The following is a 13,574-nucleotide window of genomic DNA, read 5'->3' on the forward strand; positions in this document are numbered from 1 at the left end:
CCCCGCCACGTCGGCGCGGCGCTGTTCTGGAAGACCTACGGCTACTGGCACACGATGCCGATGGCGCTCGGCTGGGCGCTGGACGGACGGGTGCCGATCATGAAGCTGGCCGACACGTACGTCAGGCGCTCCGACGCCGGGGTGACGGTCGCGGCCACCCGCGTGAGCTGGGCGCAGGGCGCGGAGGCGATCCGTGAGGCGCTGGAGGAGTCGCAGCGGCCCCTGGTCAGGGCGCTGGGCGCGCTGGCCCGGGTGGGTGAGCGGACCCTGTGGGGCTCGACGGCCGAGGCGTTCGCGCACCCGCTGACCCAGTTGGTGCCCGGCGACTACATGGAGCTGCTCAGGCGGATCGGCAGGCCGGTGGACGGCCTGATCGAGCCGGCCGGCGACGGCTTCTTCCGCCGGACCTGCTGCCTGTGGGTGACGCTGCCGGACGCCGAGGCGTGCGGCACCTGCTGCGTGCTGCGGCCGTCCGACGCGGCGTGACCGTGGTGTGACCGTGTGGTCACCGGAATGTCGGCGGCACGGTCTATCGTGACGGGATGCCCCGCAAGCGAGCGACGATCCGCGAGGTGGCGCGGGCGACCGGCCTGTCACCCGCCGCCGTCTCCTACGCCCTGCGCGGCATCCAGGTCTCCCCGCAGACCGTCGAGCGGGTCCGCGCGGTCGCGGCCGAGCTGGGCTACGAGGCCGACCCGATAGCCCGCGCCCTGGCCAGCGGGCGCACCGGCATGATCGGCCTGCTCTGCGGCTCGCTCGAAGACCTCTGGCAGCAGTCGCTGGCCGTGGGCATCAGCCGGGGCCTGCGCGAGCACGACCGCTACGCCCTGATCCTCGACGCCGTCGGCGACCCCGCCCGCGAGCGGGCCCTGGCCCTGCAGCTGCGCGACCAGCGCGTCGACGGCCTCATCGTGCAGCCGCTCGACCCGGCCGCGCCGTTCTGGCCGGAGCTGTGCGCGTCGCTGCCGGTGGTGGCGATCGGCGACTCGCTGCGCGGCACCGCCGCCGAGGTGGTCTTCGACAACCGGCGCGGGGTCACCCTCGCGCTCGAACACCTGCGCTCGCAGGGCCACCGCCGCGTCGGCGTGCTCACCCCGACGCGCCCCAGCACCCCCGACCGCCCGGCCGACGTGCACGTCATGGCCGAGGCCGAGCGGCTCGGCCTCCACATCGACATGGCCAGCGCCGCCCACGGCCCGTCCGGCGCCACGCGGGCCGCCCGCGACCTGCTGACCGGCGCCCGGCCCAGCGCCGTCTTCTGCTTCGCCGACTCGATCGCCTACGGCGTCTACGCCGCCGCCCGCGACCTGGGACTGTCCATCCCGGGCGACGTCTCGGTGATGGGCTACGACGACCACCCGATGTCGGGGCTGCTCACCCCGGAGCTGGCCACCGTCGACTGGAACATCGACGGCATCGTCTCGGCGTCCGTCCGCCTCATGAGCGAGGCGGCCGACGGGCGGGGTGAGCGCCGGCGCGTCGTCCAGCGTCCCACCCTGCGCGAGCGTGGTTCGGTGGCCGACCTCAGTCTCCGTCCGGGATGAGCCAGCTGAGCAGCCAGGTCACCACGCTGACGATGATCGCGCCGAGGAACGCGTCCGGCCAGAAGGCGTCGACATGGAAGGGGATGTCCAGCTGGCCCGCGACCCAGCTGGTCAGCAGCAGCATGGCGGCGTTGATGACGAGGAGGAACAGTCCCAGGGTGAGCACGATCAGCGCGCACCCGAGGCCTTTCACGATGGGCTTGACGATGGCGTTGATGATGCCGAAGATCAGCGCGACGATCAGGAGCGTGCCCCAGTAGGTGGCGGAGTTCTCCGGCGCGGTCACGTCGATGCCGTCGATGAACTGGACCGCCACCCAGAGCGCGACCGCGGCCGCCAGGGTTCTGATGATGAATCTCACGCTGCTTGATCCTCCCACTGACTGTGCCGGACCGATAGGCCAGGCTGGTTTCGATGCGTTACCGGCCCGCTCGCTGGGGAAAGAGGGGCTTCTACCAGGAAGGAGCGAGATGGACGCCACCGGACTCGAAACGCTGTCGGACAGCGAGCTGCACGAGCGGGCCGTGCGTTACGCCGTGCGCCATGGGGACCTCGGGTTCCTGTGGAACCTGCTCAAGGTGATCCCCGCCGCCGAGGCGGCCACCGGACACCACAGCGAGACGACGGCCGACCTCACCCGCGTGTCGGCGCTGCTCAGCGACGCGATCACGGCGGGTGAGGGAAACCTGGGGGCGGCGCTCCGTCCGGTCTATCTGGAATACCTGCGCGAGCACCCCGACGCCTAGCCGGCGAGCAGCGTGCCCGCTCCGCTGTAGGCGGCCAGTCCGGGAGTGCCGAAGAGCTGCCCGTCGAGGTCCACGATCAAGGTCTGGTACGGTCCCTCGGCGGCCAGTCCGGTGGCGAAGCGCCGGGCGACGGCCGGGCCCATCGCGTACATGGCGGTGGCGTAGGCGTCCGCCACGCCCAGGTCGGGGCCGAGCACGGTGACGGAGGACAGGTCCTGCCGGGGCTCGCCCGTACGGGGGTTCACGATCTTGGCGCGGCCGGAGGTCGCGACGGCCACGTCGTGCGCGAACAGGACCCGGCGCACCGCGCCGGTGCGCGGGTCGCGGACGCCGATGCGCCAGCGCTTGCCCGGGGAGACCGAGCCGCGCACCCGGATGTCGCCGCCGGCGTCGATGAGGTGGTCGACGGCGCCTGCCTGCGTCAGCGCCCGTGACAGGCGTTCCAGCGCCCAGCCCTTGATGTAGCCGGACGGGTCCACCTTGCCGTTGATCCGGGCGTCGAACCAGCCGTCGGTCGCGGCGCTCAGCTCGTCACAACGGTGCAGCACCTCGATGATCTCCGGCACCTGGCGCAAGGTCTGACCCCGGTTGAGCCGGCCGATCTGGCTTTCCTCGTCATCCGGGTCGAACGTCTCCTCCACCCAGCGCAGCCACCTGAACGCGTGGTCCAGCACGGGAGCCAGCTCCCGTGACGGCAGGGCGGTGCGGATGTCGACGCTCACGTGCGCGCCCATGAACTGTCCGGCGCGGGCGGTTCCGGGGAAAGCCATCACCTTTGCCTCCTTAGGCCAGTAACACTCTCATAACAGAGGTAATGTCGTCCTAAACGGACACCCTTGCTTGACCAGTCCTTTACCGGTTCCTTGCGGTGTGAACCTGGGTGCCGGGGACGGCCAGCCTGGACAGCGCGCCACGCACGTACCGCTGGAAGTCCCGAGGACCGGCGACGATCACCTCACGTTCGGCGATGTCCGGCACCTGCCTGCTCAGGCCGGAGGCACTCAGCCGCTCCTTGGCCCGGGGGTCGTGCTCGGCGCCGACCACCAGCACCACGCCGTGGCGATCCCGCAGGTCGAGCAGTTCGGCGGTGACCCGGTCGGTGCGGTAGACGGCGACGGTGTCGGCGCCCCCGCCGGCGAGCAGCCGCCGCAGCGCGGCGGGCTCCAGCCCGGCGGCGATGAGCACGGTGCCCTTGGTGCCGCGGGAGAGTCTCCGGTCGGCGCGCCGGTCGAGGACGCCTGCCGCCATCGCCATGGCCACCCCGTACACGGCCAGAGCCGCGCCGGTGACCGGGGAGGCGTAGCCGAGCCGGTGGGCGGCCAGCGGCGCGCACACCCCGAGCAGGAAGAGCAGAGGACCGAGGACGTTCCACTCGCTGGCCATGCCAGCCACCATGCGTGCCGAAGATGAGAGCCGGGTGAGTAGGGTCTAAATCATGGCTAACGTGCGGGTTGAGCGGACTGAGGACGGCGGTTTCGTGGCGACCAACGCCAGAGGCGCCGAGGTGCGGATGGGCGGCGGGACGGACGAGGGCGTGTTCACCCCGGTCGAACTCCTCCTGGCGGCGCTGGGCGGGTGCCACATCGTCACCGTCGAGCCGCTGACGGCCAAGCGGGGCCAGCGGCTGGTGCGCCTGGCCATGGAGATCTCCGCCGACAAGGCCGAGCCCAACCGGCTCGGGCCCATCACCGTCCGCTACGACGTCGAGCTGCCCTCGGAGGAGGCCGACGAGGTGTTCAGGGCGGTGGCGCACCGGGTGCACGAGAAGTACTGCACCGTGGGGCGTTCGCTGGAAGAGGGCACCGAGGTCCGGTTGGACATCCCGTAGCCCTGATTAAACGGATATTCGACTGCGTTATGACGCGGTCGTTGCATAGGCCCCGGTAGCGTCGTAGACAGGTCGGAAGCTGTGCGACCGACCGAGGACCTACACCGAAAAAGCAGACGGCGGAGGGGGACCGCTCGTCTGCGGCGCGGGACCGCCGGGGCTTTTGGGGGAAAGCCGCCGGCCTGGACCGCCAACCGGATCGGGGTCGGGCAGATTTGGGGGAACTGCCCGGCCCCGATTCTTGCGTAGGGGGCCGGGCAGTCGTGGGGACTGCCCGGCCTTCTGCGTGGAGCCCCCGTCAGCCGTCCGCCCCGATCAACCGAGCGCTGCGTATCGTACGGTCCCGTGACGAAAGTGCTCATCGACTGCGATCCCGGCATCGACGACGCCATGGCGCTGGCCCTCGCGGCGGGCGCCCCGGGCCTGGAGCTCGTCGGCGTGACGACCGTGGGCGGCAACGCCGACCTGGCCGTGACCACCAGGAACGCCCTGGCGCTCCGGGAGTTCCTGGACCTCGGCGACGTCCCGGTCGCCCCCGGCAGCCCCGGCGCCCTGCTGCACCCCGTGGTGCGCGCCGACCACGTGCACGGCCCCACCGGACTCGGCGACGCCGTGCTGCCCGAGCCGGTGCGCGCCGCGGCGGACGGGCACGCGGTCGACCTCATCATCGACACCCTGCGCGCCGCCCCCGGCGAGGTCACGCTCATCGCGATCGGCCCGCTCACCAACCTCGCGCTCGCCGTACGCAAGGAGCCGCGCGTCGTGGAGTGGGCCCGCGACCTCGTCATCATGGGCGGCTCCTGGACCCGCGGCAACCACAACCCCGCCGCCGAGTTCAACATGCTGGCCGACCCCGAGGCCGCCGCCATCGTCTTCGAGTCCGGCTGGACGGTGCGGATGCTGGGCCTGGACGTGACCCTCACGGCCGTCATCACCGCCGAGGTGCTGGACCGCATGCGCCCGCTCGGCCGCCTGGCCGAGCTCCTGGTCCCGGCCGCCACCGCCTACGGCACGGTCACCGCCGACGCCGGCCCGGCCGTCCACGACGCGTGCGCGGTGGCGTACGCGATGGACCCGACCCTGGTGACGATGACACCGGCGGTGGTGAACGTGGAGACCAGGGGCGAGTACACGCGGGGCATGACCGTCGTGGACTTCCGGACGGACGGCCGCGCCCCCAATGCGCTGGTCGGCACCCGCCTGGAGGTGGGTCGCTTCTGGGACGCGGTGCTGGCCGCGTACGGGAGGCTGGCGGAGCGCCTCGGCTGATCCACGCGTGGTGCGGGCAGTATGCGGTGGCTGATAGAGTTACTCGTGTTGCGGGCGCCGCTAGCTCAGTTGGTCAGAGCAGCTGACTCTTAATCAGCGGGTCCGGGGTTCGAGTCCCTGGCGGCGCACCATCGAGAAACCCCGGCTGGGTATATCCGAGCCGGGGTTTCTTCGTTCGACGCCCGGCCGGACGCGGCTGGGAGGTGCGCTCCCAGCCTGATTTCAGCCGAGCACAAGGAACGGCACCTGCGCGCCATCTCGTGACGGCATACTGACATATTGTTATGTCTCATACGCGTACTCAAGTATTCGCCCACCTCGATGTCCCCAACTCCTCCCTCTATCGGCGGATCATGAATGTCTTCATGGCCGGCAAGCGGCGCTTTGTGGTGCATCTGCGACCGGAGGACGTGGCGGAGGCTCTTCGCGGAGACGGCAGTGAGCCGGTTGTCCAGGAACAGGTCGACAACGCGCTGGACAGCTTGAATAAGTGGGGCAACCTGCGCGCCGATCCCGATACGGGCCGTGTCACCACGGTCGAGGACTTCTACCGCGCTCGTTACCTCTACCAACTCAGCCGTCAGGGCGAGGCCGCTGAGCGGGCGCTGGAGGTTTTCGAGCAGGAGCTGGGCCGCAGGGGCGAGCTCCAAGCGGTGGCACTGGAAGACATCCGAGTAAGGCTCCACGCGCTATCTGCTCTGAAGGGGCTGCCGGATCCGGCGGTGGTGCACAACCTCCTCCTGGAGATCATGAGCAGGCTGGACAGCCTGGCAGCCAACGCGAGCGCCTTCATCGGCGGGCTGCAGCGCACCATCGACCTGCAGGACATCCAGGAGGAGGCGTTCCTCGCCTACAAGGATCGATTGATCGCCTATCTGGAACGGTTCGTCTCGGAGCTTGTGGTCAAGTCCTTCGACATCGCGGACAAGATCCGGAACCTTGACAAGGTCGATGATCTGCTCAGGCTGGCCGCCGAACGGGAGGCGGCCGATGCGGCGCCGGACGAGGAGGACCCTGTCTGCTTGAAGCTGGCGGAGTGGCGTAACCGCTGGTCAGGCTTGCGGTCGTGGTTCGTGGGCGATCGTGCGCGTCCCTGTCAGGCCGATCTGCTGCGGACCAGGGCTCGCCAGGCGATTCCTGATCTGCTGGCCACGATCAGCGTGCTGCAGGAACGCCGCGCGGGTAGGAGTGACCGCTCAGCTGACTTTCGGGCCCTGGCGCGGTGGTTCGCCGAGTGCCCCACCGAGGCGGACGCGCACCGCCTGTGGCGGGCGGCGTTCGGGCTGACCTCCGCCCGGCACCTGACCGTGGAGGCCGAGGAGCCGGACGGGCTGCCGTCGGCCACGAGCTGGCTGGAGGCGCCGCGTACGGAGATCTCCGTCCGGCTGCGCGCCACAGGCAGCTATTCCAGACGAGGGGCTCCGAGCAAGGTCGTCGACCGGAGCAGGCAACGTGAGGAACTGGCAACGTTCGTGGCGGCGGAACGGGAACAGACGGAGCTGGCCCGCAAACGGCTGGCCACCGGCCGACCGGCGCTCCTGAGCCGGCTGGGCGAACTGGACCCGGTGGAGTTCCGGCTCTTCCTGCGCCTGCTGGGCGACGGGCTGGCGGCCGGGCCGGGCGAGGTGACGGCCAGGACCTCTGATGGCAGCCTGGAAATGCGGCTGAAGCCGGTGGACGGCTACGCGGAAATCAGGACCGTGGACGGTGTGCTGCGCGGGCCCGACCATGAGCTGACGATTGTCGACTTGTCAGTGGTGCCTTATGGCGGCTGAGGTGGCAGATGTCCTGGACGCTCAGCGTGAGGAGGAACGCGGCAGGGCGATTCGGGCGCTGCTGCGTCATCCGCTCCTCACACCTGAGATGCCCGACTTCCGATTGGTGCGTAAGCACCAGGGCTGGTTGACGGACTGGTTCGCCCGCGAGGCCGGCTGGCCGTTGCACGCCGATACGGCGGTGGCCCGGCTTCGTAAAGTGCCGTCGCGTCACGTCGATGGCACCCGAGCCGCGCAGACCAGGGGAAAACTGGCTTTCAGCCGCCGCCGTTACGTGCTGACCTGCCTGGCGCTCGCGGCGTTGGAACGGGCTGACAGCCAGGTGACGCTGGGCTGGCTGGCCGAGCGGATGCTGGCTTTCGCGGGCGACCCGGACCTGCTCGCGGCCGGGATGGTGTTCACGCTCGGCACCCGTGAGGAGCGCACGGACCTGGCGACCGTGGCCGGCCTGCTGATCGGTGTCGGAGTTCTGAACAAGGTGGCGGGAGACGAAGCGGCCTATGTGAGCGGCTCCGGCGACGCCCTCTATGACGTGAACCGACGGGTCCTCTCCGTTCTGCTGGTGACCCGGCGCGGGCCCTCCATGGTGCGGTTCACCGACCTGGATGAGCGGCTGTCGGCGATCACCGAAGAGCTGGTTCCCAACACCGATGACGGGCGCCACCGGCTGATCCGGCACACTCTCACCAGGCGGCTGCTGGACGACCCTGTCGTGTACTACCGCGAGCTGACCGAAGCCGAGCGCGGCTATCTTGAACGCCAGCGCGGACCGCTGCTCAAGCGTCTCACGGACGCGACCGACCTGGTCGCGGAGGTCCGGTCGGAGGGGATCGCCCTGCTCGACCCCACCCGTGAGGCCACCGATCTGGGCATGCCGGAGGAAGGCACCGACGGGCACGCCACCTTGCTGCTCGCGGAGCATCTGGCCAATCATCTGCGCATGTATCCCGGAACGGCGGTGGAGACGGACCAGGCCAAGAGCGAGATGGAGCGCCTTGCCGCACAGCACCGCACCTTGTGGCGCAAGAATGCCTCGGTCCCGGAGTTGACCGCGGCCGCGATCCATCGGCTGGAGTCGCTCGGGCTCATCCGGATCCAGGCCGACACGATCGTCCCCCTGCCCGCGCTGGCCCGCTTCGGCTTCGCCGACCCTGTGATCATCGGGAAGAAGGACGCATGAGGAATCGCTGGCAGCCGCTCCGTACCGGCTTGGTGGACCTGTTCTACTACGACGACCAGGAATTCCGGTTCCGGGACGGGCGCATCCTGTTCAGAGGCAACAACGGCACCGGCAAGTCCAAGGTGCTGGCCTTGACGCTGCCATTTCTGCTGGACGGCGAACTGACACCGAGCCGGGTGGAGCCCGACGGGGATCCAGGCAAGAAGATGGAGTGGAACCTCCTGCTGGGCGGCCGGTACGAAGAGCGGCTCGGCTACACCTGGCTGGAGTTGAGCCGGGCCGCCGAGGACGGGGAACCGGTCTATCTGACCGTCGGGTGCGGGCTGAAGGCGGTCAAGGGGAAGGGCATCGCCGATCGCTGGTTCTTCGTCACCTCGAAGCGGGTCGGCCAGGACCTGTTCCTGATCGGCAAGAGCGGCACGGCGCTGACCCGCGACCGGCTGACCGAGGCGATCGGCCTGTCCGGTCAGGTCGTCCAGCAGTCCTCCGCCTACCGCAGGCTGCTGGATGAGCACCTGTTCCACCTGGGGACGGAACGGTACGAAGCGCTGATCAATCTGCTCATCCAGCTCCGCCAGCCGCAGCTGTCCAAACGCCCGGACGAGAAGAAGCTTTCGCAGGCGCTCTCCCAGGCCCTCGCGCCGCTCGACCAGGCGCTCATCGCCGACGTCGCCGCGGCCTTCCATGATCTGGAGCAGCAGCGTGAGGAACTGGCCGGGCTCAAGGACACCCGTGAGCACGTCCGCCGGTTCATGACGCGCTACCAGCGCTATGCCGCGGTCGCCGCCCGCAGGCAGTCCGGTCTGGTACGGCTCGCGCACTCCGCCTACGAGCAGGGCCAACGAGATCTGAACGCAGTGGCGGAACTGATCGCGGACGCCGCCCGGCGAGAGAGCGAAGCCGCCGCGTCCACCGAGAGCGCCCAGACCGAGCTGGCCGAGCAGAGCGCCGTCAAAGAGGAGCTCGCCGGCGACAGCCGGATCAAGGACCTGGACGCGGCCGAACGGTACGCCGGCGAAGCCCGTCAGGCCGTCACCGCCGCCCTGGAGTCGGTTGAGGCGGCCGAGAGCAAGGTCACCGAGCGGACCGTACGGCACGGCAAAGCCGAGCAGGCCGCGGCCGAGAGCGCACAAGCGCTGGCCGACTGCCGTGATCGCGCGCTGCCGCTGTCCGAGCAGACCGGGCTCAAGGCGGAGCACGAGCGCCTGCTGGAGACCGGTGAGCCGGTCGAGGCCGCCCTGAGGTCGCGGGCCGAAGCCATCGACCACGTCACCGCCCTCGCTCAGACGGCGGCCGAGCGTGAGCGCGATCTGGTCGCTGCCCGCACCCAGCTGACCAAGCGCGAGTCCCAGCGCGACGCGGCCGCCGACCGGCTGGCCACCGCCCGCGACGGGCTGGCCACCGCCGTCGCCGATCACGTCACCGCTTGGCGCCGGTATGGCCTGGGCCTTCGGGAGCTGCGCCTGCCCGATCCCGAGGAATACGACCTGGCCGGCTGGTCCGAGAGCCTGACCGGGCCGCACCCCGGCGAGGCGGCGCTGCGCGAGGCCGGGCTACGCCGTGGGCAGGAGCTCGCTCATGCGCTGGCTGCCGCGACCGTGGCCCTGGACGCCTACCGCGCCGAACACGATGGACTGGTGGCCGAGCATGACCGGTTGTCCGCAGGTGAGCAGGCCACACCGCGCGTGCCGTACACCAGAGGAGAAGACGTCCGTGAGGGCCGGCCGGGGGCGCCGCTGTGGGCGCTGACCGATTTCGCCGCCGGGCTTGACACCGATAGCCGGGCCGGGCTGGAGGCGGCGCTGGAGGCCTCCGGCCTGCTGGACGCCTGGATCACCCCGGACGGTCGGCTGCTGGATGCCGGAACCCACGATGTCATCGCGCTGCCCGGTGAACGGGCGCAGGCGCCCATCGGCCGCGTGCTGGTCACCTCCGACCCGGCGGCGCAAGCCGTCTTGGACAGCATCGGCCTGGAGGAACAACCGGGACCCTATGTGTGTGCCGACGGCCGCTGGAGTCTCGGACCGTTGCACGGAGCATGGGCCAAGCCGAGCGCCGAGTACATCGGCGCCACGGCTCGCGAGGAAGCCAGGCGGCGCCGTCTGACGGAGCTGGCCTTCCTGATCGACCAGGCTGCCGCCCAGGTACGGCAAGCCGAGGAGACGGTAGCGAACATCGGGGCGCGGCAGGAGCGGGTGACCGCCGAAGGGGCAGGACATCCGCCGGACAGCAGCGTACGGGACGCCCACACAGCGCTGGCCGGCGCAGCCGCTCGCCACGCGGATGCCGTGGCTGCGGTGGAGGAGCAGGAGAACGACGTCCGGTGGGCTCTGGACGACCTGACCTCGGCGATCGACGACCGGGAGCGGGCCGCGACCGACACCCGCCTGCCCGCCGATCTCCCCGGACTCGTGCGGGTACGGCAGGCCTTGGGCGCCTACCGCCAGGCTGTCACCGAGCTGCTGGCAGCAGCTCGCTTCCACGGAGAGCGGCAGGCCGAGGTGCTCACGTGGACGGGTGAGTTGCGCGCTGCGGAGCAGGGGCGGGAGCGAGCCCGGGAGGTTGAGCGCACGGCGCGTAGGCGGGCGGCGGAGGAGCAGGCGCGGCTGGAGACCTTGCGGGCCGCGATCGGTGCGTCGGTGGGGGAACTGCGGGAGCGGCTCGCCGAGACCAAGGCCAGGATCGCCGCGCTGACCGTTGAGCTCAAGCGGCTGGACCAGGCCCACCGCGAGGCCGTGGAGCAGCGCGCCAAGGCGGAAGGACGGCAGGAGCAACTCCGCGAGAACGCCGACGGCGTGGTCCGTCGCCGAGAGGAGGCCATCGAGGCGCTTCGCCGGTTCGCCGAAACCGGGCTGCTGGAGGTGGCCTGCGAGGTGGAACAGAGCGGCTCCTGGGCGGCCGATCCTGCGGTACGGCTCGCGCGACGCATCGAGCAGGCACTTTCGGAGGTCGACGACTCCGACGACGCGTGGCGCCGGGTCCAGGATGAGATCACCCGGCGCTACAGCGAACTGGCTGAGGCGCTTACCAGGCACGGCCACCACGCCGTCGCGGGCCTGTCGGACTGGTTCGTGGTGACGATCCAGTTCCAGGGCCGTGAGCGGGCGTCAGGCGAACTGGCCGCCCTGCTGGAAGCCGAACTGGACTACCGTGAGCGGACGCTGACCGCACGCCAGCGGGAGATCGTCGAGGAACACCTGGTCAACGACGTGGCGGCGCATCTGCAGCAGCTGATCTCCGACGCCGACGAGCAGGTCGGCCAGATGAACAAGGAGCTGAAGGAACGGCCCACCTCCACCGGCATGCTGCTGCGCATGTCCTGGGTGCCCGACAAGGACGCCCCCGCCGGATTGGCCGAAGCCCGCGCCCGCCTCCTACGCCAGGGCGCCGACCTGTGGTCGCCGGCAGACCGGACGGCCGTGGCCGACTTCCTTCAGGCCCAGATCGAGGCCGAGCGCAGCAGGGACGAGCATGGCACTTGGGCCGAGCATTTGCGGCGGGCGCTGGACTACCGTAGCTGGCACACCTTTGTGATCGAGCGCTACCAGGACGGTCGCTGGCGTCCCGCCACAGGGCCCGCCTCGGGTGGCGAGCGGGTGCTGACCGTCTCCTTGCCGCTGTTCGCGGCGGCCTCCTCCCATTACCGCTCCGCCCACCCGTATGCTCCGCGTCTGGTCACCCTCGATGAAGCCTTCGCCGGAGTCGACGACGACGCGCGGGCCAAGTGCCTGGGTCTGTTGACCACATTCGACCTGGACGTGGCGATGACCAGCGAACGGGAGTGGGGCTTCTATTCCACGGTGCCCGGCATCGCCACCCATCAGTTGGTCCGCCGCGACGGTATCGACGCGGTCCACGTGACCACCTGGGAGTGGGACGGAGCCAGGGCCGAACGCGTAGAGAGGGAGGCTTCCAGCCGGGAGCCCTCGGTGCCGTAGGGGGAGGATGGTCCGTGGTGAACGACCTCGACCGGCTTCGCCGTACTCTCGGCGGGGCCGGGCTGGCGCGCGTGGTGGCGCGCCTAGCAGATCGAATCGCTCACGATCGGGATTTCTACGCTCCGCTGATGCTCGATGAGGTCACGGACGAGGAGCGACGGGCGGTCGCCGCGCTGCTGGGCCGCAAGGACCGCGGCGCAGCCGGTGTCAGCGTGTCCCCAGCTGCGGTGGAGGCGACGCTGAGCCGAGCCGGGATCTGCGACGACCTGCGCTCCGCCGTGCTTGCGCTCACTGGGCCGGTGCCGGTACGCGCCGAGCAACAGGCTCGCCATGACCACGCTCGCGCGGAGCTGATGGCGGTCCTGGCCGGGTGCCGTCACGCGAGCGAGCCGTGGTTCGCCGACTGGAGCGCCGGGCTGGTCGCTGATGGCAGCTTGACCAAGGCAGTACGGCAAGGCGGTGAGGTCGTCCATCGGGCGCGTGCCGTCCTCGACCTGCTACCCGCCGCCCATCCGATCCCGATCAGCGTGCTGGCGGAGCGGGCCACCGGCGACACCAAGGCACTGGCTGGGACCCCGCTGGCCAGATTGGTGCTGCGGGCACTGGCGGATCGGATCAGCGCGCCTGTCTGGGCAACGGCGGAGGGACGCCGCGCGCTGTGGGAGTCGGCTGGAGTGATCGTGGACGACCTCGCGAGCCAGGTGCTCGTCCTGGGCCTTCGCGCGACTGGTTCGCCGCTGGCCGACTGGCTGAACGCGGCGGCGGACATGGCGACGCCCTTCCGGATCACGTTGCACCAGCTGACGATGACGCCGCTACGGGTGACCACGCCGCGGGTCTTCGTGTGCGAGAACCCCGCGGTGCTCAGAGCCGCGGTGGCGGTGCCTGGAGCGGCCCTGATCTGCACAGAAGGGATACCGTCGTTGGCGTGCCACCGACTGGTCGCCGCCTGCGCCGGGGCAGTGTGGTGGCGCGGCGACTTCGACTGGACGGGCATACGGACGACGGCCGACGCGCGGGCGAGACATGGGGCTACGCCCTGGCGGATGGACGTGGCCACCTACCGGCAGGCACTCGCGCGGGGCGAGTCCGAGGCGTTGAAGGGCAGTTCGGCCGACAGTCCTTGGGCGCCTGAGCTCGCGACGAAGATGGCGGCAACCGGACGAGCGGTTATGGAAGAACGGCTCATCGGTGAGCTTCTTGAGGACTTGGCCGCCTTCGATGACCCCATCCTGGGACGCTGAGCTGCGGACGAAGAGGACCGTTGGTTAGGACCGTTGGTGGCCAGGTGTCC

At 70.3% G+C, this 13,574-nt stretch carries 12 protein-coding genes and 1 tRNA gene; 10 read left to right on the forward strand and 3 right to left on the reverse strand.

Annotation, left to right across the window (positions count from 1 at the left end; all coding sequences use genetic code 11):
- Together OUY22_RS21305 and OUY22_RS21310 are read left to right on the forward strand one after the other, a co-directional pair.
- Positions 1 to 486 (forward strand): (2Fe-2S)-binding protein (locus tag OUY22_RS21305; protein ID WP_270156833.1); only part of this gene is annotated, 486 nt, incomplete at its 5' end.
- Between the two features lie 56 nt (positions 487 to 542).
- Positions 543 to 1,544, forward strand: a complete 1,002-nt coding sequence (locus OUY22_RS21310) for a LacI family DNA-binding transcriptional regulator (protein ID WP_270156834.1) — start codon at positions 543 to 545, stop codon at positions 1,542 to 1,544.
- On the opposite strand, the gene OUY22_RS21315 is transcribed toward OUY22_RS21310, so the two are convergent.
- Positions 1,525 to 1,905: a phage holin family protein gene (locus tag OUY22_RS21315; protein WP_270156835.1), complete on the reverse strand. Its 381-nt coding sequence runs from the start codon at positions 1,903 to 1,905 to the stop codon at positions 1,525 to 1,527. The genes OUY22_RS21310 and OUY22_RS21315 overlap by 20 nt on opposite strands.
- A gap of 109 nt (positions 1,906 to 2,014) precedes the next feature.
- On the opposite strand from OUY22_RS21315, the gene OUY22_RS21320 reads away from it, so the two are divergent.
- Entirely contained in the window at positions 2,015 to 2,290 is a 276-nt protein-coding gene (locus OUY22_RS21320; protein ID WP_270156836.1) for a hypothetical protein, read from the forward strand.
- Here OUY22_RS21320 and OUY22_RS21325 read toward each other — a convergent pair.
- Both OUY22_RS21325 and OUY22_RS21330 read right to left on the reverse strand, forming a co-directional pair.
- On the reverse strand, positions 2,287 to 3,060 hold the full coding sequence (locus tag OUY22_RS21325) for an FAD:protein FMN transferase (RefSeq protein ID WP_270156837.1): 774 nt from the start codon (positions 3,058 to 3,060) through the stop codon (positions 2,287 to 2,289). The genes OUY22_RS21320 and OUY22_RS21325 overlap by 4 nt on opposite strands.
- 82 nt (positions 3,061 to 3,142) lie before the next feature.
- Complete coding sequence (locus tag OUY22_RS21330; protein ID WP_270156838.1) at positions 3,143 to 3,673, reverse strand: ferredoxin reductase domain-containing protein; 531 nt, start codon at positions 3,671 to 3,673, stop codon at positions 3,143 to 3,145.
- A 52-nt stretch (positions 3,674 to 3,725) separates the two neighbouring features.
- Here OUY22_RS21330 and OUY22_RS21335 point away from each other — a divergent pair, with 52 nt between their 5' ends.
- The 7 genes from OUY22_RS21335 to OUY22_RS21365 all read left to right on the forward strand — a co-directional run bounded on the left by OUY22_RS21335 (position 3,726) and on the right by OUY22_RS21365 (position 13,524).
- Positions 3,726 to 4,118 carry an OsmC family protein gene (locus tag OUY22_RS21335; RefSeq protein ID WP_270156839.1) on the forward strand — a complete coding sequence of 131 codons (393 nt, stop codon included), beginning with the start codon at positions 3,726 to 3,728 and terminating at the stop codon, positions 4,116 to 4,118.
- A 345-nt stretch (positions 4,119 to 4,463) separates the two neighbouring features.
- Positions 4,464 to 5,387, forward strand: a complete 924-nt coding sequence (locus OUY22_RS21340; protein ID WP_270156840.1) for a nucleoside hydrolase — start codon at positions 4,464 to 4,466, stop codon at positions 5,385 to 5,387.
- 54 nt (positions 5,388 to 5,441) lie between these two features.
- Positions 5,442 to 5,518, forward strand: a tRNA-Lys gene (locus tag OUY22_RS21345).
- A 153-nt stretch (positions 5,519 to 5,671) separates the two neighbouring features.
- Entirely contained in the window at positions 5,672 to 7,162 is a 1,491-nt protein-coding gene (locus tag OUY22_RS21350; protein WP_270156841.1) for a TIGR02677 family protein, read from the forward strand.
- Position 7,163: 1 nt separating this feature from the next.
- On the forward strand, positions 7,164 to 8,342 hold the full coding sequence (locus OUY22_RS21355; protein WP_270156842.1) for a TIGR02678 family protein: 1,179 nt from the start codon (positions 7,164 to 7,166) through the stop codon (positions 8,340 to 8,342).
- On the forward strand, positions 8,339 to 12,280 hold the full coding sequence (locus OUY22_RS21360) for a TIGR02680 family protein (protein ID WP_270156843.1): 3,942 nt from the start codon (positions 8,339 to 8,341) through the stop codon (positions 12,278 to 12,280). The genes OUY22_RS21355 and OUY22_RS21360 overlap by 4 nt, the downstream gene beginning before the upstream one ends.
- Positions 12,281 to 12,297: 17 nt before the next feature.
- Positions 12,298 to 13,524 (forward strand): TIGR02679 family protein, encoded by a 1,227-nt coding sequence (locus tag OUY22_RS21365; protein ID WP_270156844.1) that lies wholly within the window; start codon positions 12,298 to 12,300, stop codon positions 13,522 to 13,524.
- The last annotated feature ends 50 nt before the right edge of the window (positions 13,525 to 13,574 follow it).

Origin of the sequence: Nonomuraea corallina, from assembly GCF_027620315.1 — a bacterium.
GTDB lineage: Bacteria > Actinomycetota > Actinomycetes > Streptosporangiales > Streptosporangiaceae > Nonomuraea > Nonomuraea corallina.